We start from the raw sequence: 19,136 nt of genomic DNA on the forward strand, positions 1-19,136 counted from the left end.
GAAAGACCGGAACCGGACCGGCACCGATGCCGGACGCTCAAAGGAGAGCACATGAGATATCGCAGCCTGTTCGGGGCACTCGCCGCCCTCGCGCTCGTCGGCGCGGGAACGGTGTCGCCCCCTGCCACCGCCGAGGCCGTCGCCGATCCTGACGTGCCTGATGTCGGGATCTGGTACGCCACCTGGTATTCGAAGGTCCCCGCCCTTCCGATCACCTCCGCGACGGGGCACGGCGCCGCCAGCGCGAGTCAGTTCCTGGCTGATGTCAACGGAGACGGCAAGGACGACGCCGTGACCTTCGAGTCGTCCGGTGTGTGGCGGGTCGGCCTGTCGACCGGAACCGGGTTCGCGGCGCCGACCGCCTGGGTCGCCGGTCACGGGTCAGGGTCGAGCGAGCGGTTCATGGCCGACGTGAACGGCGACGGACGCTCGGATGCCATCGCCTACTTCTCCGCCGACGGCAACGGCGACGGGCAGCCGGGAGACTGGTACGTCGCCCTCTCATCCGGCACGTCGTTCCAGCAGTACACGCTCTGGAGGGCGAACACCGGGGCGGGCGCCAACGCTCGATTCGTCGCCGACGTGACTGGAGACGGGCGCGCGGATCTCGCCACCTTCACCAACGGTTCCGGCGCAGTGAACAGCGGGACGTGGCATGTCGGGACCTCGTCGGGCTCGGCTTTCGCCGCACCGACGACGTGGCGCACCGGCTTCGGAGGCAACACGACCCGCCAGTTCCTCGCGGATGCGACGGGCGACGGCAAGGCGGACGCGGTGTACTTCGCGGCGTGGGACGGATCCTGGTACACGACGCCGTCGACCGGGAGCTCGTTCGGCACCGCAGCCGCCTGGACCACCACGCACGGCATCGGGTCGAACGACCAGTTCGTCACGGATGGCAACGGCGACGGCTACGCGGAGCCCTACGTGTACTTCAACGCCGACGTGACGGGCGACGGTGTCGGCGGCGACCTCATGGGTCGCGAATACGATCGCGCGCTCAAGGCCATCTCGCCCGACAACATCCCGTTGCACACGGGCTTCGGTGTGGGGGCGACTCGGCTGATGCAGGGCAACATCTCCGGCGACCGGTACGGGTGGAAGGCGACCGTCGCCTTCACCGCGGGGGTCGGCGGTGGAACGTGGAACGCCCAGCGCTATCGCACGGCGGACACCGTGTCGACGAACACCTGGGCGGGGTTCCCCGGCAAGCCGGCGATCCGGTACGTGCCGTACACGCTCGGCAGCTACCAGACGTACGACAGCGGCAACCCCGCGGTGATCGACGAGCACCTGAACACGATCTCCGGTGCCGAGATCGACTGGCTCCTGCTCGACGAGACGAACGGACTGAACAACGTCAGCGGCGCCATCCTCAACCGCGCTGCGGATGTCGCCGCGCGCATCGCGGTGCACAACGCGCAGCCCTCGAAACGCGACATCCGGTACGCCTTCGCCATCGGCCGCGTGCAGTGGACCGGCACCCCGGTGACGATCGAGCAGGAGGCCGCGCAGACCTGGGCTGAGTTCGCCGGTGATCCTGCGATCGGCGGGCCTGAGCACTATCACGAGGTCGACGGGAAGCCTCTTCTCGTGGTCTATGCGCCGGTCTCGACGCAGAATGCGTGGCGCGCGTACACCGGCGACAAGAGCGCGTCGAATCACTTCACCGTGCGTTTCGCGTCGAGCGCTCTGCCGGGCGAGTACGGCTGGCAGCTCGGCCCTGACGGATCGCCGTCGAACGACGAGGTCATGCTCACCATGCCGGGGTGGAACAACAACATCCCCGGCTACACGCCCGTCTCGCGTCAGAACGGGCTCTATTACATCGAGAAGACCTGGCGGCGGATCCTCGACCGGCCGACGCCACCCGAGAGCGTGGTGATCAACTCGTTCAACGAGTTCGCCGAGGAGACGTCGGTGCAGGTCGCCGACACGAGCGGTCTGGTCGCGCCCGCCGAGAAGTGGATCAACACCGACGGGGTGGTGGACAACTCGATGTACTGGAACATGACGAAGGACTTCGTGCGTCAGCTCAAGCATCCCGAGGCCGCACACCATGCGAAGTCCGACTTCGGCTCCACGCAGGGCGCGGGAGGGTGGTCGTACGAGCAGTGGACGTATCCGAGCGGCTCGCGCGTGATCACTCCGATGACGTGGGATGCGGCGAACTCCCGCTGGAAGGGGACGGCGACATGGTCTCAGATCCGGTCCGACACGCAGCACCCGGATGTCGGCGCCGACGCCGCACGCGTCTACGTCGCCCCCGCCGCCGGGAGTGCGACGGTCACCGGCGTCGTCTCGAAGCCCGACGCGGGCGGTGACGGGGTGGTCGTGCGCATCCTCAAGAACAACACCCAGATCTGGCCGAGCGGGACCACGGGGCTGACCCTGACGAACGCCTCGGCCCGCACCTTCCGGGTGCCGGTGACCCTCGCGGCCGGAGACCGGCTGGTGTTCGTCACCCAGGCCCGGAGCACCGCGGCCTACGACACGACCGCGTGGGATGCGACCGTGACGTACCAGTAGGGCGTCGAGTGGGGGCGCAGCACGTGCCCCCACTCGGCGCACGTCATGCGCGCGGCGGGTTCAGCGGCAGCCACTCCTCGAGGGTCGTCTCGAAGATGTGCGCGCCCTCGATCGGGATGAGAGTGCGCTCGTCGATCTGCGCGCCGTAGTACGGGGCGCTGTCGTCGCGGACGACCGTGCGGGGATCGTCGCGGAACGAGAGTGCGCGGCGGGCGAACTCATCCATGCCGAACGCCTCGGGCCCCGCGATCTCGAAGTCCCCTGAGGGGGCGCCGGCGGCGGTGCGCGCCACGGCTGTCGCCACGTCCTCCGCGGCGATCGGCTGGATGAGGGCGCCGGGCAGGCTGACCGTGTCACCCTCGGTCGAGATGTCGGCGAGGCTCCCCACGAACTCGAAGAACTGCGTCGCGTGCACGAGGGAGTACGGGATGCCGGAATCGCGGATGAGCTGCTCCTGGGCGACCTTCGCCGCGAAGTAGGGGATGCTCTGCGGCCGGTTCGTGCCGACGATCGTGAGGGCGACATGGTGGGTCACCCCGGCCACAGCCTCGGCGGCCAGCAGGTTGCGGGTCGAGGTGGTGAAGAACTCGAGCACGTCGTCCGCCGCGAACGAGGGCGAGTTGGAGACGTCCACGACGGTGTCCGCGCCGACCAGCACTTCGGCGAGCCCTTCGCCGGTGAGGGAGTTCACTCCCGTGTTGGGCGACGCCGCGACGGCCTCGTGGCCGTGTTCCCTGAGCTTCGTGACGACCTTCGAGCCGATGAGGCCGGTGCCTCCGATGACGACGATCTTTGCCATGTCCACGCCTTTCGTTTGAGCGGCACCCTGTGGCGCCTACAGATATGACCGGGGTCGCGCCCCGGGTGTGACACGGCTGATGTGTGACGGGAACGCGGTGTCACAGAACCGGCGGCTGGACGGTCAGAGCTGTCGACGGCGCTCTGCACGCAGGACAGAGGCCAGAATGGGGCGGACGGGATGCGACGGACGGCTGAGGAGAAGGAGATCCGGCCCATGGGCTCGACGGATGACGACCGCAGCCCGCAACGCGACGACCTCGACGACGCGGTGGAGGTGTTCGCGCAGCAGCGCCGGCGTCTGTTCGGCATCGCCTACCGCATGCTCGGCACGGTTGCCGACGCGGAAGACATCGTGCAGGACACCTGGATCCGGTGGCAGAACACCGACCGTGGGCGGGTGGCCGAGCCGGCGGCGTTCCTGGCGACGATCGCGACGCGGCTCTCGATCAACGTCCTCCAGTCCGCGCACTCGCGCCGCGAGACCTACATCGGGCCGTGGCTGCCCGAACCCGTGAACACGGATGACGACCCTGCGCTCGGCGCCGAGCGCGCGGAGGCCCTGCAGTTCGCGATCCTGCTGACCCTCGAGAAGCTGACACCCACCGAGCGCGCCGCCTACATCCTGCGCGAGGCCTTCGACTATCCCTACCCTCGGATCGCAGAGGTCATCTCGACGAGCGTGGTGAGCGCCAGACAGCTCGTGAGCCGCGCGCGGGGTCACCTGGCCTCCGCGCGGCAGTCGACGGTCGCGCCCTCGGACCAGCGGCGCCTGCTCGAGGCGTTCCTCAGCGCGGCGCAGCACGGAGACGCGCAGGAGCTGGAGAAGCTCTTCGCCGAAGACGTCGTCAGCTACACGGACGGCAACGGCGTGAAGCTCGCCGCACGCATCCCGGTGATCGGGCGGGGAAGGGTGGCGAAGTTCGTCGCGGCGTTCGCGCACCATTTCTGGACCGGCAAGTCGATCGGCTGGGTGCACGTCAACGGGCAGCCGGCGGCGACACTCATCGAGAACGGCGTCGTCACCACGATGGTCACCGTGACGACGTCGGCCGACGGGATCCTCCAGCTCCTCTGGGTGATGAGCCCGCAGAAGCTCGGCCACGTCACCGCGGTCGACGTATGACCGCGGAGCGTCGTCCGTGGCGGAGTCCGGGCCATCGCGGTGTCGTGGACCCGGTGACGATGGAGCGTCTCGCCGAGCGGATGCTGGCGGCGGACTCGGAGGGGATCCGTGAACTGCTCCGCCCGGACGCGGTCGTCATCGTCGACAGCGGCGGGATCGTCGACGCGATGAGGCGTCCGGTCGAAGGGGATTGCGACGCAGCGACCGTTCTGGCGGAGGTGGCGTCGGCGGAGGCGACATCGGGGGAGTCCGCGGCACGAACGGCGTCGATCAACGGCGCCCCGGGGTTCGTGCTCTCCCGCGGCGGCGTGGTGTTCGCCGCGGTGACCGCCGAGACGCGCGGGGCACGGCTGGCGCGGGTGTGGGTGGTGTGCAATCCGGACAAGCTCCGGCACTGGAATCGCGGCTGACCGTCACCGTCGGCCGCGACCGGCGAGGCCTCCCGCCGCGGTCCGCGCGGTCAGGGGCGGACGCGGACGGTGCGGCCTTCGAACGAGACGAGGTCGCCGTCGCGGAGCTGGCGTCCACGACGGCGATCCACTTCGCCGTTGACCGTCACGTAGCCGTCGATGATGACCTCTTTGGCGTCTCCGCCGGAGTCGAGGAGGCCGGCGAACTTGAGGAACTGCCCGAGCCGGATCACCTCACCGCCGATGGAGATGTCGTCGATCCGATCCGGGGTGGTCATCTCTGAATGCTAACGCGACTCAGTCGTCGATGTCGGTGCCGACGACCGCGAACTCGGCGTCGAGATCGATGTCGACGGAGCGGTTGTCCGCGGCGAGGACCGAGGCGTCGTAGGGACTCACGTCATCGGCGTCGACATCGAGGTCGGTGATCATGCCGTCCGCTTCGGCAAGGGCGGCCGTGACGAGAGCGCGGATCGTGTCGTCGTCGAGGCTCAGCGCGGGCCCGGTGTCGTCGCCGTCGCCCTTGTCGGTGGAGATGACCGATGCGGACAGGTCCTCCTCGACTCTGACCTCGGCCTCATCGCCCGCCGCATTCGTGAGCTCCACCTCCCACGTGCCGTCGCGCTTCGCATCGATCGAGGTCACCTCGCCGTCGGCGGCGCCACGTGCGGCATCCGCGATCTCGATCAGGTCATCGGCGGACGCGGTGCCGATTCCGGTGACGGGTCCGCGGCCCTCCGAGGAGCCGCGGTCACCGGGGCCGTCGTCATCCCGCCGGTCGCCGCCGGGGCGGTCGTCGTGCCGGTCGTCGTCGTGGCGGGGCCCGTCGGACATCGACGGCCGGTCGTCGTCGTCGCCGAACTCGTCTCCGATCGCCGCACCGACCGCGACGCCGCCTCCTGCGAGGATCACAGCCGCAGCGATGCCGCCGCCGATGAGCAGGGCGCGCTTGCGTCCGGGCTTCGCGGCGGGGGCGTCGCCGGGGGCGGGGGCCGGGGCGTCGCCAGGGGCGGGGGACGTGGGGTGCGAGCCGGAGCCGGTCGAGGTCGTCGCGGCGGCCGGAGCCGAGGTCACGGGGACGGTCTGCGCATCCGGGGTGCTCTCGGGAGTGGACTCGGGCGTCTGGTCGGGGGTGGGTGTCTTGTCGTCCATGTCTCGATGGTCTCCCGCGAGCGCTGAAGCCTCGCTGAAGCGTCCTGAAGACCTCTTCAGGATCCGGCGATCCGCACCTTCAGGCGGAGAGAGGCAGGGTGAGGACGAACCGGGCGCCGCCCCAGCGGGAGTCGTCGACCGTGAGGCGCCCGCCCGCGGAGGTCGAGATGCCCTGCGCGATCGCGAGGCCGAGGCCGCTGCCCCCGGCATCGCGGCTGCGTGCCTCGTCGAGGCGCACGAAGCGTTCGAAGATGCGCTCGCGCTCCGCGGCGGGGACACCGGCGCCGTCGTCCTCGACCGTGAGGAACACGTGGCCTCCCGCGGGGGTCACGCCGATCGCGATCCGACCCCGGCTGTGCCGCACGGCGTTGTCGGCCAGGTTGCGCACCAGCTGGCCGAGCAGGCGCGGGTCGCCGTGCACCCTGGCGGCATGGATCCCCGAGCCGTCGACGTCGAGTCCGGCTGCCCGCATCCGGCGCACCTCGCCCAGCGCGATGTCGTCGAGGTCGACCGCCTCCGCGTTCGTGCCGGCGCCCTCGTCGAGGCGGGCGAGCAGCAGCAGCGACTCGACGATCCCCTGCAGGCGGAGACCTTCTTCCGAGACGACCTCCGCGAGCTCGGCGATGCTCGTGACGTCGGGGTGCGCCTGGGCGAGCTCGGCATGCTGACGGATGGTCGCGAGCGGAGACCGCAGCTCGTGCGAGGCATCCGACACGAAGCGGCGCTGCGCGGTGGCCGCCGCATCGAGTCGATCCAGCATGCCGTTCATGGTGGTGGCGAGGGCGGCGATCTCGTCCGCCGTCTCCGGCACCGGGACGCGCTGGTGCAGGCGGTCAGCCGTGATGCCGTCGACCTCCTCGCGGATGCGTTCGACCGGGCGGAGGGCGCGGCCGACCACCAGCCAGGTGGTCACGGCCACGAGCAGCAGCAGGACGGGCACGGCGACGGCCAGCAGGGTGGCGACCGTGGCGAGGGTCTCCGCATCGTCGTCCATCGGCACGGCGAGCACGAGGGTCCGGTCTCCCTCGATGTCTTCCGAGACGACGAGCACGCGGTCGCCGTCGACGGTCATCGTCTGCGGATCGTCGTCGAGGGGGAGGGGGGTCGAGCCGAGCGCGTCACGCGCGTCCTCGCTCGCCGCGCGCACGGCGCCATCCGGCCCGATGATCTGGATGATCTCGTCGTCGAGCGCATCGATGCCCTTTCCGCCGGGGCCTCCCGCGCGGTCCGCGAGCTCTTCGAGCCGCTGCTCGGCGGCGCGTTCGGTGCTGCTGTGCATGCTCGCGCTGAGCACGCCGTAGAACGAGAGGGCGCCGACGAGCAGGGCCACCGCGACGACGGCCGTCGCTCCGAGTGTGGTCCGGGCGCGCACCGAGCGCCAGCCCCGGCTAGCCACCGTCTGCCGCCAGTCGGTAGCCCGCACCGCGGACGGTCTCGATCGCCTCGCGCCCGAACGGCTTGTCGAGCTTGCGGCGGAGATGGCCGACGTAGACCTCGACGATGTTCGGGTCGCCGTCGAAGTCGTCATCCCAGACGCCCTCGATCAGGGCGCGCTTCGACAGCACCTGACCGCGGTGGCGCATGAGGTGCTCGAGCACCGAGAACTCCCGTGCGGTCAGCGACACCGGGGTGTCGCCGCGCCACACGCGGTGCGCGGCCGGATCGAGTCGCAGATCGCCAGCCTCGAGGATCGCCGGGCGTGCGACCGCCCCGCGCCGGACGAGTGCTCGCAGCCGCGCGACCAGGATGGCGAACGAGAACGGCTTGGTGACGTAGTCGTCGGCCCCGGTCTCGAGCGCCTCGACCTGGTCCCACTCGCCGTCCTTCGCGGTGAGCATCAGCACGGGCGTCCAGTTCTCCTCCGCGCGCAGCGCCTCGCACACCTTCCACCCGCTCATGCCGGGCATCATCAGGTCGAGAACGATGGCGTCGTACCGTGTCTCCCGCGCTCGCCACAGCCCGTCGACGCCGTTGTGGGCGACGTCGACGGCGAAGCCCTCGGCCTCGAGCCCACGGCGCACCCCCTCGGCGAGGCGCACCTCGTCGTCCACCACCAGGATCCGCATTCCTCCAGTGTGGCCGGTGAACGCTGAATCGGGGCTGAAGCGCTCGCCACCGGTCAGGTGCCGAGATGCGCCTGGATCTCGCGGATCACCGTCCCGAGCGTGCCCGACGCCAGAAGCCCGGGACCGAGGGGGCCCGCGGCATCCTCCCCCACGAGTGGCAGGCGCCTCAGCGCGGCTGCGGCGTCCGGCGGGAGTGCCTCGAGCTGCCACGCCACCTCGTTCCTGCGGGTGCGCGCGTCCTCGGGGTGCGCGAGTTCGACCGCCACAGCGGCGTAGGCGGCGGCACCGAGCGCGTGGGCTCCCATGTGCGCGACGCCGGCGGCCTGGGCCGCGGAGCGGGCGGCGGCGGCACCTGCACGCGACGTCGCGCTGCGTGCCGCGCGGCCGGCGACGAAACGTCGGCGGATCTCGCCTGCGGCGGAGAGCTCACCTCGTGCGAACGCCCGGGCCCTGGCGATGGCGTCGCGGGCACGACCATCGCCCGGCGCCTCGGCCTCGAACAGGGGCAGGACCCGTTCGGCGCAGTCGGCGGCCCATGCGGCGACGATCCGTCGGTCGGCCTCGGTCATGCCCTGCACCGTCGTCATGCGCGTTCCTCGCGGCGCCGGGTGCGCGCTCGTGCGGCAGCGTGAGCGGCATGGAGCAGGGAGAGCACGACAGCGCCCGTCCGTTCCGCCGGGTCGATCACGCACACCCATCCCGACGCGCCGTACAGCGGATGCCGGCGGAACACGTCGACCGCGGTCGGCTCCGGTTCCGTCGGGCAGAGGGCGTCGGCCTGCGCGCGCCCGACGTGGATGTTGACCCGGAACCGACCGGGGGTGCTCAGTGCGGACGACGTGTCGTCGGGGTAGTCCTTCGTGATGATGGTCCCGTAGGGCTGGGTGCGCTCGGGCATCCGTCCGTCGGGGGCGTGGTAGAAGTAGGCGTCGCCCCAGGACAGCGGGGGGAACGCGTCGCCTTCCTGCGGACTGACGACGAGGGCGCCGTCGAAGCCGCGGACCGTTTCGATGATCTCGTGCATTTCCATGCTTCAAGAGTGAGGGTGGAGTGCTTATGTGGACTTAAATGCCGAGATAGTGGGGATAAAGATGCGAAACCCTCAAGTGGAGTTCACCACGGCGACGCTCGGTGCCGTCGCCGGCTACTCGACGCAGCAGGTGCGTGACCTGGAACGGCTCGGCGTCCTCCCGCCCGCCGAACGCGCATCGAACGGGTATCGCCGCTACGGGCCTCGACACGAGTCGGCGTTGCTGGCGTACCGCGCGATGGCGACGGCGATCGGTCCCGTGCCGGCGAGGCGCCTGATGCCGGAGCTGGTCGTGGCATCGGTCGACAGGGCGGCGGAGCGGATCGACGTGCTGCACGCCGAGATCGCGGCCGAGCGCTCTCGCGTCACGGAGGCTCTGCGCGGACTCGACGTCGCCCTGGACGAAGCCGACGACGCGTTCGATGAGGGCGATGCGATGACGATCGGCGAGCTCGCTCAGGCGCTCGGCGTGCGGCCGTCGGCCCTGCGGCACTGGGAGCGTGAGGGGGTGGTGCATCCGCTTCGCAGCGTGTCGTCCGTGCGGTCGTATGGGTCTGCGGCGATCACTGAGGCGCGGATCGTCGCGGCGCTACGGGCCGGGGGCTACACGATCCCCGCGGTCTCCCGCATCCTCGTCGAGGTGCGCGCGCACGCCCACACCGGCGAGGTGCAGCGCATCCTCGCGGAGCGGCTCGCGGCCCTGACCCGCCGCAGCGTCGCCCTCCTCGCTGCGGCCGGGCACCTGCACGCACTGCTCGTCACCGCCGACTCCGACGGTCAGCTCCTGCGTGCGAGGTGACGGTCGCGGTGGTCTCGCCGCGTTCACCCTGGCATATCGATATGCGCACGCGCTCCGCGCTTGTTCCCTCGCTTCGCCCGCTGCTACATATGTAACGGATCGATAACGAGCCCGTGGCGGATCACGACGCGAAGGGCGAGGCAAGTCGGAGGATGATGTGAATTCCGTCGCAGCGATCGCGGGTGCCGCGACCGTGTTCGAGATCTCCAGCGAGGTGCTCTTCGTCATCCTCCTCGGCGTCGTCGCGTTCGTGCTCTGGCGGATCGACAGGGCCGACCCGCCCCGGAAGGATCGGGAGAAGTTCGGCTCGGCTCACCACCGCGGGGAGTCGTAGCGTGCCTCGAGTTCTGCCGCGAGAGGGTTCGCGTCGAGTGGATCGGTGAGGATCGCGGATACCGCGTCGAGCGGCAGAACCGGGTAGCGCGCGGCGACGCCGATCTTCTCCTCGCTGGCGAGCACGACCGTCTCGGTGCAGCGCGACGCGAGAGCCCGCTTCGCCACGGCGTCGTCGATCTCGCCCGTTGTCAGACCGTGCGCCGGGTCGACGCCGGTCACGCCGAGGAAGAACACATCCGCCGCGAGGTGCTGGAGCGCCTCCATGGCGAGCGCGCCGCCGGCGACCATCGAATGGCGGGAGAGCTCTCCGCCCACCATGATCACCCTGGCGTCGGAGTGCTCCGCGACCGCGAGCGCCACGGCAGGACTGGCCGTGATGACGGTGAGGTCCTGGCCGGACGGCAGCGATCGCGCCAGCGCGAGGGTCGTCGTCCCGGCGTCGAGCACGATGGTGGCCCCGGGGCGGATGAGCTCGACCGCTCGGCGGGCGACACGCTCCTTGCTCTCGGTGGCGACATCCCGGCGTTCGCTCACGGGTCGTTCGACGGTGGGCACCGGCAGGGCGCCCCCGTAGACCCGCACGAGCTTCCCCTCCTCGGCGAGATCGCGGAGGTCGCGGCGGATCGCATCCTCCGACACGCCCAGCTCGTCGGCGACGGTCTTCGCCACCACGCGGCCGTCCCGGGCGAGCAGGTCGAGCAGGTGATCTTTGCGCTGAGCAGCGAGCATATGTTTCCTCACGAAGTTGCACGTTTATGCATGATTCAGATTACAGTGTCCCTCATGACAAAGCCACTCCTGATCCTGATCGCCGGCCCCTACCGCTCCGGGACCGACGGCGATCCCGACCTCATCGCGCAGAACCTGGCCCGCCTCGAAGAGGCATCCGGTCCGATCTTCCGTCGGGGCCACGTGCCGATGATCGGCGAATGGGTCGCGCTTCCTGTGCTGCGGACCCTCGATGCGACCGAAGACGGAGACGGTGATGTGATGTACGAGACGGCGCGTCGACTGCTGCAGCACTGCGACGCCGTCCTGCGCCTCCCCGGGGAATCCTCGGGTGCAGACAAAGACGTCGAGATCGCGCAGGAACTCGGGCTGCCGGTCTACCGGTCCCTGGAGGAGATCCCTGTCGCCGCGACTCCGTAGGCTGGAGGTATGACCAAGAACATCTGGACCATCCTCGGCGTCGTCCTCGCCGTGGTGATCGCGTGGTGGATCGTGAGCGCGCTGTTCTCGGTGCTCGCCTTCATCTTCAAGCTCGCGATCGTCGCGGTGGTGGCCGTTGTGGTCTTCCTCATCCTCCGCGGGATCTTCAGCCGCAGCGACGACTGAGAGCGCCGCTCACACCCGAGCGAACGCTCCGACGCGGTACTTCGCGGCACGGTGCGAGTCCTGCACGCGGTCGCCGCGACCGTGGAGCTTGTTGCGGAGCGTGCCCGGTGCATACTCCTCCGGGTACGCCCCCCGCTCCCGCAGCACCGGGATCACGTGCTCGATGATGTCCTGCCACGTGCCGGGCGTGACCGCGTAGGCGAGATTGAAGCCGTCGATGTCGGTCTCGTCGACCCACGACTGCAGTTCGTCGGCGATCTCGACGCCGGATCCGACGATCGTGGGGCCGAGGCCGCCGATCGCGTTGTGGCGGCCGAAGTCCCCGACGGTCCACTCGCGGCCGAGGTCGGCCTCCTCCTTCAGGTGCTGCAGCACCGACTGGATCGCGTTCGACTCGACGTTCCCCACCGGCTCGTCCTCGGCGTACTGCGACAGGTCCACGCCCATCCACCCCGACATGAAGGTGAGCGCCCCCTCCGGGCTCGCGTAGGAGAGGTACTCGGCGTGCTTGGCGGTCGCCTCTTCGCTGGTCGCGGCGGTGATCACGGTGAGCAGCGTGTAGATGCGCGCGTCGTACCGATCGCGGCCGGCAGCCTCGAGGGCATCGCGGATGCGCTTCACAGTGCCGGCGAGCACCTCCTTCGACGGGGCGGCGACGAAGATGGCCTCGGCGTTCTCGGCCGCGAACTTCACGCCCCGAGGGCTCGCCCCGGCCTGATAGATGACGGGGGTGCGCTGCGGTGACGGCTCGGAGATGTGGATGCCGGGAACGCTGAAGTGCTTGCCCTCATGCCCGATCGGGTGCACCTTGGCGGGGTCGGTGAAGATCCCGCGTTCGCGGTCCTCGACCACGGCGTCGTCCTCCCATGACCCTTCCCAGAGCTTGTAGAGCACCTCGACGTACTCGTCCGCGTGGTCGTAGCGGTCGTCGTGCGCGAGCTGGTCCTCCTGGCCCATGTTGCGCGCGGCGCTGGGCAGATACCCGGTGACGACGTTCCATCCGACGCGGCCCTGCGTGAGGTGGTCGAGCGTGCTGAGGCGGCGCGCGAACGGATAGGGGTGCTCGAATGCGGTGCCGGCGGTGATGCCGAAGCCGAGGTTCTCGGTGACCGCGGCCATCGCGCTGACCAGCAGGATCGGGTCGTTCACCGGCACCTGGGCGCCGTTGCGGATCGCGGCCTCGTTCGTGCCGCCGTACACGTCGTAGGTGCCCAGCACGTCGGCGATGAAGATGCCGTCGAAGGTCGCGCTCTCGAGCAGCTTCGCCAGATCCGTCCAGTACGAGATGGTGTTGTACTGCCGTGACCGGTCGTCCGGATGCCGCCACAGGCCAGACGACTGGTGGGCGACGCAGTTCATGTCGAAGGCGTTGAATCGGATCTGACGGGTCATGGGGTCCATGAAACGACAGGTCGCGTCACGGGGTCGAGTCTCCCCGACACGCACGGACACATTCCGGGGGCCGGGGGCGGCAGGCCGGGGCGGCAGGCCGGGGCGTCGGGCCGGGGCGTCGGGCCGGGGCGTCGGGCCGGGGCGTCGGGCCGGATGTCGGTACGGGTGTCGGCGGGGTGTCGGTACGGATGTCGGGCCGATGGACGGATGTCGGCGGGGTGCCGGTACGGATGTCGGACCGGTGGACGGATGTCGGGCCGTGTGACCGGTATCGGTCCGACATCCGTGCGGCCATCCGACATCTGTGCCGCGGGGTGGCGGTGCCGCGTGGCGGCGCGGGTGGGTGGCGGCGCGGCGGGGTGGCGGCGCGGTTCCGTCAGGTGCCGGTTCCGTCGTCGGGGCGGCGGGGACTCGGGTCGGGCGGCAGGATCTCGATGGGCTGTGCGGCCCTCCGCTGCGCGCGCCACCAGATGAAGAACCCGGTCGCGGTGAAGCCGCCGTAGAAGACGTACATGAGGCCCGTGGCGTAATACCCCGAGCTGAACAGGAGGGGCACCCCGACCACGTCGACGGCGATCCAGATGAGCCAGAACTCGGTCCACCCCTTGGCCATGCCGTATGTGGCGAGCAGCGACCCGACGAAGGTCCAGGCGTCGGCCCACACCGGCTCCCATGACCCGAGTGCCCGGAAGAGCGGCGTCAGTGCGACCGTGCCGACGATCATCACGGCCATGAGGCCGATGCGAGCGCGGGTCGGCGCCCACCTCGGCACGACCCGTCCGCCCTCCGCGTTGCGCCAGCGGATCCATCCGTAGATCGCGACGGCGATGAACATCACCTGCCGGCCGGCTTGCCCGAGCAGATGCGGCAGGGAGGGATCGGGACTCAGCGCGGAGCCCAGGAAGACGGTGAGCAGCAGGACGTTGCCGACGATGCCGACCGGCCAGGCCCACACTTTGCGCCGCATGCCCCCGAGGGCGCTCGCGAGACCGAAGGCGTTGCCGACGACCTCACGGACGAGGAGGGTCTGTCCGCCGGGAAGCACCCATTGCGAGGTGAAGGCGTCGACGAACCACTGCAGGAGGTCCATCGGATCAGGCGGCGGGGTTGGGGGACGGTCGATCGTCGAGCACGAGCTGCATCATGCTCAGATCGAGCCATCGGCCGAACTTGGCGCCCACCTGCGGCATCCGCCCGACCTCGACGAAGCCCAGTCGTTCATGGAGGGTGATGGAGGCGGCGTTCCCGCTCTCGATGCCGGCGATCATCGCGTGCATGCCCGCAGTTCTCGCGCGCTCGATCAGCGCCGTCATCAGAGCGGTGCCGATGCCGCGGCCGTGCTGGCCGTCGAGGACGTAGACGGAGTGCTCGACCGTGTGCCGGTAGCCGCTGTGCGGACGCCACTGCGCGTACGAGGCGTAGCCGAGCACGCCCGCGCCGTCGACCGCGACGATCACCGGGTAGCCGCGGGAGGTGCGGTCGGCGAGCCAGGCGACGCGGTCGGCGAGGTCGATCTCGTGCTCGTTCCAGATCGCGGTGGTGTGCAGCACCGCGTGGTTGTGGATCGCGGTGATCGTCTCGAGGTCGGCGGTCTCGGCATCCCTGATTCGGACGTCTGTCATCGGCGGATGGTCTCTCTTCTGCTGCACGGGGTGCGCATCGTGCTGCCGCGCTTCGGGTGCGCATCGCCGACGCTAGCAGGATGCCGGAACCCCGGATGCCGCGACCTCCAGAATATCGAAGATATGTTCTAAACTGGAGGCATGGCCAATCCGCATCTGACCCCGCTCCTCGAGGCCGTGGAGCGCCTCGAGAGCGCCTGGGCCGATGCCGGGAACGCGGCGGAGTTCACACGGACTCAACTGATCGAGGCTCACAGCGCGATGGGACTGGTGCAGCGTCGGCTCGACGGCATCCACGCCGAGCTCGCGGCGACCATCGCCCGTGAATCGCGGCCGGAACTGGGGGCGGCGAGCCTCGCGAAGGAACAGGGCTTCCGCACCCCGGCCACCATGATCGCCGCGACGACGGGCGGGTCCACGGGTGATGCGGCCCGGCTGGTGAAGGTGGGTGAGGCGACCGCGCCGCGGGCGAACCTCATCGGCGAGACTCTGCCGCCCCGGTACCCCCACGTGCAGCGCGCGATCGGCGAGGGTGCGCTCAGCGCGGCAGCGGCGGCATCGATCGTCACCCTGCTCGACCGTGCGCGGCTGAAGGTCGGCATCGAACGGATCGGGGAGGCCGAGCGCCTTCTGGTCGATCGGGCGGCGGGGCTGTCGCTCGACGACGTGCGCAAGCTGGTCGTGCACGCAGAGGCCTGGCTCGACCCCGACGGGGTGGCTCCGCGTGAGGACGAGGCGCGGTCGCGGCGTTCTCTGACGATGTTCGAGCGCGACGGGTCGCTGCACCTGACGCTGCAGACCGATGTCGCCTCCGGCGCTCCCGTGAAGGCGGCGATCCAGGCGTACGTCACCGCGACGTTCCAGGCGCGAGCGCACGTGCTCGATCCCGAGGCCCCCGATGCCGACCGGCGCTCGGTCGCGATGCTGCAGGCCGATGCGCTCGCCGAGATCTGCGCGCATGTGAGCGGATGCGACAACGGCGGGCTTCCGGTGTCCGGCGCGACCGTCGTCGTGCGCGTCGGGCTCGATGACCTGACCGCCGGCACCGGCTTCGCGACGGTCGACGGTGTCGACGAGCCGGTCAGCATCTCCGCGTGTCGTCGGATGGCGGCCGGCGGGGGCGTCATCCCGGCCGTCCTCGGCGGTGCCGGTGAGATTCTCGAGTGGGGCCGCGAGAAGCGCCTGTTCACCCGAGCCCAGCGGCTGGCGCTCGTGGAGCGTGACGGCGGATGCGTGATGTGCGGGCTGCCTCCGCAGCTGACCAGGGCGCATCATCTGCGGTGGTGGCAGCGGGACACCGGGCCGACCGATCTCGACAACGGTGTGCTGCTCTGCGAGAGCTGTCATCACCGCATCCACGACAACGACTGGGAGATCAGGATCGAAGGATGCGGGTTCACCGCGCGGGTGTGGCTGATCCCGCCGCCGACCGTGGATCCGCACCGCAGACCGAGGCTCGGGGGCAGGGCCCGCTACGACATCGCGGCGTGAGGGTGAGCGTGGGCGCGTCCGCGTCAGACGTGCACGTCGGCGGGCGATTCCTCGCCCTCGTGGAAGTTCGGCTCCTTGCCGAACAGCTTCGCGATACCCAGCACGATCCCGACGATGAGCAGCCCCAGGATGAGACCGGCGATCGCGGAGATGATCGTGTCGACGATCCAGACGACGACGGGGCCGAGGCCGTGGAGCGCGTGCTCCACCGCGTGCAGCACATCGACCGGGAAGTGCCAGCCGACCTCTCCCAGGTTCACGAGCACGAGGTGGCCGCCGACCCAGAGCATCGCGACTGTGCCGAGGACGCTGATGAAGCGGAACACCGCGGGCATGGAGCGCACGATCCTGGTGCCGGTATGGCGCACGCGTCGCACCGAGTTCTTCGCCATCTTCAGCCCGATGTCGTCGATCTTCACCAGCAGCGCCACCGCGCCGTAGACCACACCCGTCATCAGAAGCGCGATCACCGCGAGGATGGCGAGGGTGGCCCAGACATCGAGCCCCTTCTCGAGGCTCGCCAGCGAGATGAGCATGATCTCGGTCGACAGGATCAGGTCGGTGCGCACCGCGCCCAGGACCAGCTTCTTCTCATCGCGGGCGCCCTCGTCGGCGTGGCCGTGCTGCACGCCGAACCACTCCAGCACCTTCTCGGCGCCCTCGAAGCACAGGTACGTTCCGCCGAGGATCAACAGATAGGGGAGCACCCACGGCGCGAACGCGGTGAGCAGCAGCGCCGCCGGGATGATGATGAGGAACTTGTTCGCGAGCGAGCCGAGCGCGATCTTGCCGACCACGGGCAGCTCGCGCGCCGGGGTGATGCCCTGCACGTACTGCGGCGTGACCGCGGCGTCGTCGATCACGACGCCCGCCGCCTTGGCCGAGGCCTTCATCGCGGCGCTCAGGATGTCGTCGACGACGGCGAGCAGTCCTACGGACATGTGGTTCCCCTCGGGCGGTGTGCAGTGCGGAGCAACTCTATCGACTCGGCAGAAACTCACAGCGCGCTCCCAGGCCTGCGGGACCAAAACGGCGCCATCGACGGTTCTCCTCTATGACGCCGCAGCCAGCGACGTCGGACAAGGAGTCAGATCATGTCGAACGACTACGGCAAGACCCCCGAGGCCGTCAGCGGCCTCACCCCGCTGCAGTACGAGGTGACGCAGCAGGACGCGACCGAACCGCCGTTCCGCAACGCGTACTGGAACAACCACGACGACGGCATCTACGTCGACGTCGTCTCCGGCGAGCCGCTGTTCTCGTCGACCGACAAGTTCGACAGCGGCACCGGTTGGCCGAGCTTCACCAAGCCGATCGACGCGGATGCCGTGACCACGCGCACCGACCGCTCGCTGTGGATGAAGCGCACCGAAGCGCGCTCCGCGGTCGCCGACAGCCACCTCGGGCACGTCTTCGACGACGGCCCCCGCGCCGACGGAGGGCTGCGTTACTGCATGAACTCCGCCGCGCTCCGCTTCATCCCGGCGGAAAACCTCGAGCAGGAGGGGTACGGTCGCTACAGCCCCCTCTTCGCGCAGACACCCCCCGCCGCGACCACCGACACCTCCGAGGAGCAGTCATGACCGACACCGGAACCATCACCCGTACACCTGGGACCGAGACCGCCGTCCTCGCCGGCGGTTGTTTCTGGGGCATGGAAGACCTGATCCGCCGCCAGCCCGGCGTGCTCGACACCCGCGTCGGCTACACCGGCGGTTCGAACGACCACGCGACCTACCGCAACCACCCCGGTCACGCCGAGGCCGTGGAGATCGTGTTCGACCCGACCAAGACGACGTACCGCGACATCCTCGCGTTCTTCTTCCAGATCCACGACCCGTCGACGAAGGACCGTCAGGGCAACGACATCGGCTCGAGCTACCGTTCCGCGATCTTCCCGCTCACTCCCGAGCAGGAGGCGGTCGCACGCGACACGATCGCCGACGTCGACGCTTCGGGCCTGTGGCCGGGCAAGGCCGTCACCACGATCGAGCCCGCCGGTCCGTTCTGGCAGGCCGAGGAGGAGCACCAGGACTACCTGATCAAGTACCCCAACGGCTACACCTGCCACTTCCCGCGTGCGGGATGGGTGCTGCCCAAGCGGGACGAAGCCGTCGTCTGACCCCAGGCGACCGCTACACCTCTGACAGGAAGGCCACCGCGGCCTCCTTGAAGTCCCGCGAACCCGGAGCGTTGAAGTGATTCCGGTTCGGGATCTCGAAGAAGCGACCGTCGGGGGCCGCGTCCGCCAAGGCGCGCGAGCCCTCGATGATCGCATCCTTCGAACCGGTGGCGAAGAGGATCGGTCGGATCGGCGCGTCCGAGGGATCGGGGTCGATCATCCCGGATGAGCGCATCCCCTCCGCGAGGGCGACCAGCGCTTGCAGGTCGTTCCCCGGTACCCGCTCCGTCAGGGCGATGTAGTTCTGCGTCGTCGCGTCGGCGACCGGGGTGCCGTCGCTGATGTAGGCGCGCACCTGGTCGAGATCGAGCCGGGCGAGCGGGATGCCGTCCGGCACGCCGCCGAGGACCGCGCGCCCGATGCGGTGCGGGAGTTCACGCACGACCTCCCAGCCCACGCGCGCGCCGAGCGAGTACCCGACGTAGACCGCATCGTCAACGAGGTACGTGTCCATGACGGTCTCGACATCGGTCACGAGCGTCCGGATGCGGTAGCCGACCGGGTCGTGCGGCTTCTCGCTGAGCCCGTGCCCGCGCTGGTCGAGCGCCAGCACGCGGTACCCGGCCCGAAGCAGCTCGCGCACCCAGCCGGTCAGCACCCAGTTGTCACGCGCGTTGGATGCGAAGCCGTGCACGATCACCACGACGGGCGCGTCGAGTTCGCCCCAGGTGTACGTCGCGAGGCGGGTGCCGTCGGCCGCGTACACGTGCTGCGGGTCGGGCATGCGGTTCAGGTCGGAGAGGGGGACGGCCACGTCTCCATCTTGGCCCTCCCGCCCGCCGCGGGGTCCGCGCAGCACGCCGAAGCCGATGACCCGGGTGCCGGGATCGGTCGCCTCGAACGCCGAGACCCCCTCCTGCAGTGCGCG

Annotated in this window: 23 protein-coding genes; 10 read left to right on the forward strand and 13 right to left on the reverse strand. The window is 69.9% G+C overall.

Going from position 1 to position 19,136, the window contains the following annotated elements; genetic code table 11:
- Window positions 1-51 precede the first annotated feature (51 nt).
- On the forward strand, window positions 52-2,529 hold the full coding sequence (locus AB0E56_RS03655; protein ID WP_359796733.1) for an FG-GAP-like repeat-containing protein: 2,478 nt from the start codon (window positions 52-54) through the stop codon (window positions 2,527-2,529).
- Between the two features lie 43 nt (window positions 2,530-2,572).
- Here the strand turns inward: AB0E56_RS03655 and AB0E56_RS03660 are convergent, their stop codons facing one another.
- A complete protein-coding gene (locus AB0E56_RS03660; RefSeq protein WP_359796734.1) occupies window positions 2,573-3,328 on the reverse strand; it encodes an SDR family oxidoreductase in 756 nt (251 codons plus the stop codon).
- Window positions 3,329-3,544: 216 nt separating this feature from the next.
- On the opposite strand from AB0E56_RS03660, the gene AB0E56_RS03665 reads away from it, so the two are divergent.
- Together AB0E56_RS03665 and AB0E56_RS03670 are read left to right on the forward strand one after the other, a co-directional pair.
- Window positions 3,545-4,453 (forward strand): RNA polymerase sigma-70 factor, encoded by a 909-nt coding sequence (locus AB0E56_RS03665; protein WP_359796736.1) that lies wholly within the window; start codon window positions 3,545-3,547, stop codon window positions 4,451-4,453.
- On the forward strand, window positions 4,450-4,863 hold the full coding sequence (locus AB0E56_RS03670; RefSeq protein WP_359796738.1) for a hypothetical protein: 414 nt from the start codon (window positions 4,450-4,452) through the stop codon (window positions 4,861-4,863). The genes AB0E56_RS03665 and AB0E56_RS03670 overlap by 4 nt, the downstream gene beginning before the upstream one ends.
- Before the next feature lie 50 nt (window positions 4,864-4,913).
- On the opposite strand, the gene AB0E56_RS03675 is transcribed toward AB0E56_RS03670, so the two are convergent.
- From AB0E56_RS03675 to AB0E56_RS03700, 6 genes are all read right to left on the reverse strand, one after another.
- Window positions 4,914-5,141 (reverse strand): RNA-binding S4 domain-containing protein, encoded by a 228-nt coding sequence (locus AB0E56_RS03675; protein ID WP_359796739.1) that lies wholly within the window; start codon window positions 5,139-5,141, stop codon window positions 4,914-4,916.
- Window positions 5,142-5,160: 19 nt separating this feature from the next.
- On the reverse strand, window positions 5,161-6,015 hold the full coding sequence (locus tag AB0E56_RS03680; RefSeq protein WP_359796740.1) for a hypothetical protein: 855 nt from the start codon (window positions 6,013-6,015) through the stop codon (window positions 5,161-5,163).
- Window positions 6,016-6,094: 79 nt separating this feature from the next.
- Window positions 6,095-7,387: a HAMP domain-containing sensor histidine kinase gene (locus AB0E56_RS03685; RefSeq protein ID WP_359796741.1), complete on the reverse strand. Its 1,293-nt coding sequence runs from the start codon at window positions 7,385-7,387 to the stop codon at window positions 6,095-6,097.
- A 16-nt stretch (window positions 7,388-7,403) separates the two neighbouring features.
- A complete protein-coding gene (locus tag AB0E56_RS03690) occupies window positions 7,404-8,081 on the reverse strand; it encodes a response regulator transcription factor (RefSeq protein WP_359796743.1) in 678 nt (225 codons plus the stop codon).
- Window positions 8,082-8,134: 53 nt separating this feature from the next.
- A complete protein-coding gene (locus AB0E56_RS03695) occupies window positions 8,135-8,668 on the reverse strand; it encodes a putative immunity protein (RefSeq protein WP_359796745.1) in 534 nt (177 codons plus the stop codon).
- A complete protein-coding gene (locus tag AB0E56_RS03700; protein WP_359796746.1) occupies window positions 8,665-9,111 on the reverse strand; it encodes a DUF6194 family protein in 447 nt (148 codons plus the stop codon). The genes AB0E56_RS03695 and AB0E56_RS03700 overlap by 4 nt, the downstream gene beginning before the upstream one ends.
- A 61-nt stretch (window positions 9,112-9,172) precedes the next feature.
- On the opposite strand from AB0E56_RS03700, the gene AB0E56_RS03705 reads away from it, so the two are divergent.
- The gene (locus tag AB0E56_RS03705; protein ID WP_359796747.1) at window positions 9,173-9,910 is read left to right on the forward strand and encodes a MerR family transcriptional regulator; all 738 of its coding nucleotides are present in this window, start codon (window positions 9,173-9,175) and stop codon (window positions 9,908-9,910) included.
- A 157-nt stretch (window positions 9,911-10,067) separates the two neighbouring features.
- The gene (locus tag AB0E56_RS03710; RefSeq protein WP_359796748.1) at window positions 10,068-10,244 is read left to right on the forward strand and encodes a hypothetical protein; all 177 of its coding nucleotides are present in this window, start codon (window positions 10,068-10,070) and stop codon (window positions 10,242-10,244) included.
- Here the strand turns inward: AB0E56_RS03710 and AB0E56_RS03715 are convergent.
- Window positions 10,223-10,975 (reverse strand): DeoR/GlpR family DNA-binding transcription regulator, encoded by a 753-nt coding sequence (locus AB0E56_RS03715; RefSeq protein ID WP_359796749.1) that lies wholly within the window; start codon window positions 10,973-10,975, stop codon window positions 10,223-10,225. The genes AB0E56_RS03710 and AB0E56_RS03715 overlap by 22 nt on opposite strands.
- A gap of 54 nt (window positions 10,976-11,029) precedes the next feature.
- Here AB0E56_RS03715 and AB0E56_RS03720 point away from each other — a divergent pair, with 54 nt between their 5' ends.
- Window positions 11,030-11,395 (forward strand): DUF4406 domain-containing protein, encoded by a 366-nt coding sequence (locus AB0E56_RS03720; RefSeq protein ID WP_359796750.1) that lies wholly within the window; start codon window positions 11,030-11,032, stop codon window positions 11,393-11,395.
- 9 nt (window positions 11,396-11,404) lie between these two features.
- Window positions 11,405-11,581 (forward strand): hypothetical protein, encoded by a 177-nt coding sequence (locus AB0E56_RS03725; protein ID WP_359796751.1) that lies wholly within the window; start codon window positions 11,405-11,407, stop codon window positions 11,579-11,581.
- 9 nt (window positions 11,582-11,590) lie between these two features.
- On the opposite strand, the gene AB0E56_RS03730 is transcribed toward AB0E56_RS03725, so the two are convergent.
- The 3 genes from AB0E56_RS03730 to AB0E56_RS03740 form a co-directional block, all read right to left on the reverse strand.
- Entirely contained in the window at window positions 11,591-12,973 is a 1,383-nt protein-coding gene (locus AB0E56_RS03730; RefSeq protein WP_359796752.1) for an LLM class flavin-dependent oxidoreductase, read from the reverse strand.
- A gap of 376 nt (window positions 12,974-13,349) precedes the next feature.
- Window positions 13,350-14,063, reverse strand: a complete 714-nt coding sequence (pnuC, locus tag AB0E56_RS03735) for a nicotinamide riboside transporter PnuC (protein ID WP_359796753.1) — start codon at window positions 14,061-14,063, stop codon at window positions 13,350-13,352.
- A gap of 4 nt (window positions 14,064-14,067) precedes the next feature.
- Window positions 14,068-14,595 carry an N-acetyltransferase family protein gene (locus AB0E56_RS03740; protein WP_359796755.1) on the reverse strand — a complete coding sequence of 176 codons (528 nt, stop codon included), beginning with the start codon at window positions 14,593-14,595 and terminating at the stop codon, window positions 14,068-14,070.
- Window positions 14,596-14,736: 141 nt separating this feature from the next.
- On the opposite strand from AB0E56_RS03740, the gene AB0E56_RS03745 reads away from it, so the two are divergent.
- On the forward strand, window positions 14,737-16,086 hold the full coding sequence (locus AB0E56_RS03745) for a DUF222 domain-containing protein (RefSeq protein WP_359796757.1): 1,350 nt from the start codon (window positions 14,737-14,739) through the stop codon (window positions 16,084-16,086).
- Window positions 16,087-16,109: 23 nt separating this feature from the next.
- On the opposite strand, the gene AB0E56_RS03750 is transcribed toward AB0E56_RS03745, so the two are convergent.
- Entirely contained in the window at window positions 16,110-17,027 is a 918-nt protein-coding gene (locus AB0E56_RS03750) for a DUF808 domain-containing protein (RefSeq protein WP_359796758.1), read from the reverse strand.
- 153 nt (window positions 17,028-17,180) lie between these two features.
- Here AB0E56_RS03750 and msrB point away from each other — a divergent pair, with 153 nt between their 5' ends.
- Window positions 17,181-17,669, forward strand: a complete 489-nt coding sequence (gene msrB, locus AB0E56_RS03755; protein ID WP_359796760.1) for a peptide-methionine (R)-S-oxide reductase MsrB — start codon at window positions 17,181-17,183, stop codon at window positions 17,667-17,669.
- Window positions 17,666-18,208, forward strand: a complete 543-nt coding sequence (gene msrA / locus AB0E56_RS03760; protein ID WP_359796762.1) for a peptide-methionine (S)-S-oxide reductase MsrA — start codon at window positions 17,666-17,668, stop codon at window positions 18,206-18,208. Before msrB ends, msrA begins: the two co-directional genes overlap by 4 nt.
- A 13-nt stretch (window positions 18,209-18,221) precedes the next feature.
- On the opposite strand, the gene AB0E56_RS03765 is transcribed toward msrA, so the two are convergent.
- Window positions 18,222-19,022 carry an alpha/beta hydrolase gene (locus AB0E56_RS03765; RefSeq protein ID WP_359796763.1) on the reverse strand — a complete coding sequence of 267 codons (801 nt, stop codon included), beginning with the start codon at window positions 19,020-19,022 and terminating at the stop codon, window positions 18,222-18,224.
- Window positions 19,023-19,136: the final 114 nt, after the last annotated feature.

This window comes from Microbacterium sp. NPDC028030 (genome assembly GCF_040637855.1).
GTDB lineage: Bacteria > Actinomycetota > Actinomycetes > Actinomycetales > Microbacteriaceae > Microbacterium.

Excerpts from the sequence above, each read along its gene's own strand:
- pnuC (WP_359796753.1), bottom strand. The coding sequence starts at position 14,063 with ATGGACCTCCTGCAGTGGTTCGTCGACGCCTTCACCTCGCAATGGGTG.
- AB0E56_RS03695 (WP_359796745.1), bottom strand. The coding sequence starts at position 8,668 with ATGACGACGGTGCAGGGCATGACCGAGGCCGACCGACGGATCGTCGCC.
- AB0E56_RS03730 (WP_359796752.1), bottom strand. The coding sequence starts at position 12,973 with ATGACCCGTCAGATCCGATTCAACGCCTTCGACATGAACTGCGTCGCC.
- AB0E56_RS03680 (WP_359796740.1), bottom strand. The coding sequence starts at position 6,015 with ATGGACGACAAGACACCCACCCCCGACCAGACGCCCGAGTCCACTCCC.
- msrB (WP_359796760.1), top strand. The coding sequence starts at position 17,181 with ATGTCGAACGACTACGGCAAGACCCCCGAGGCCGTCAGCGGCCTCACC.
- AB0E56_RS03700 (WP_359796746.1), bottom strand. The coding sequence starts at position 9,111 with ATGGAAATGCACGAGATCATCGAAACGGTCCGCGGCTTCGACGGCGCC.
- AB0E56_RS03655 (WP_359796733.1), top strand. The coding sequence starts at position 52 with ATGAGATATCGCAGCCTGTTCGGGGCACTCGCCGCCCTCGCGCTCGTC.
- AB0E56_RS03745 (WP_359796757.1), top strand. The coding sequence starts at position 14,737 with ATGGCCAATCCGCATCTGACCCCGCTCCTCGAGGCCGTGGAGCGCCTC.
- AB0E56_RS03675 (WP_359796739.1), bottom strand. The coding sequence starts at position 5,141 with ATGACCACCCCGGATCGGATCGACGACATCTCCATCGGCGGTGAGGTG.
- AB0E56_RS03705 (WP_359796747.1), top strand. The coding sequence starts at position 9,173 with ATGCGAAACCCTCAAGTGGAGTTCACCACGGCGACGCTCGGTGCCGTC.
- msrA (WP_359796762.1), top strand. The coding sequence starts at position 17,666 with ATGACCGACACCGGAACCATCACCCGTACACCTGGGACCGAGACCGCC.
- AB0E56_RS03740 (WP_359796755.1), bottom strand. The coding sequence starts at position 14,595 with ATGACAGACGTCCGAATCAGGGATGCCGAGACCGCCGACCTCGAGACG.
- AB0E56_RS03720 (WP_359796750.1), top strand. The coding sequence starts at position 11,030 with ATGACAAAGCCACTCCTGATCCTGATCGCCGGCCCCTACCGCTCCGGG.
- AB0E56_RS03750 (WP_359796758.1), bottom strand. The coding sequence starts at position 17,027 with ATGTCCGTAGGACTGCTCGCCGTCGTCGACGACATCCTGAGCGCCGCG.
- AB0E56_RS03690 (WP_359796743.1), bottom strand. The coding sequence starts at position 8,081 with ATGCGGATCCTGGTGGTGGACGACGAGGTGCGCCTCGCCGAGGGGGTG.
- AB0E56_RS03725 (WP_359796751.1), top strand. The coding sequence starts at position 11,405 with ATGACCAAGAACATCTGGACCATCCTCGGCGTCGTCCTCGCCGTGGTG.
- AB0E56_RS03715 (WP_359796749.1), bottom strand. The coding sequence starts at position 10,975 with ATGCTCGCTGCTCAGCGCAAAGATCACCTGCTCGACCTGCTCGCCCGG.
- AB0E56_RS03660 (WP_359796734.1), bottom strand. The coding sequence starts at position 3,328 with ATGGCAAAGATCGTCGTCATCGGAGGCACCGGCCTCATCGGCTCGAAG.
- AB0E56_RS03665 (WP_359796736.1), top strand. The coding sequence starts at position 3,545 with ATGGGCTCGACGGATGACGACCGCAGCCCGCAACGCGACGACCTCGAC.
- AB0E56_RS03670 (WP_359796738.1), top strand. The coding sequence starts at position 4,450 with ATGACCGCGGAGCGTCGTCCGTGGCGGAGTCCGGGCCATCGCGGTGTC.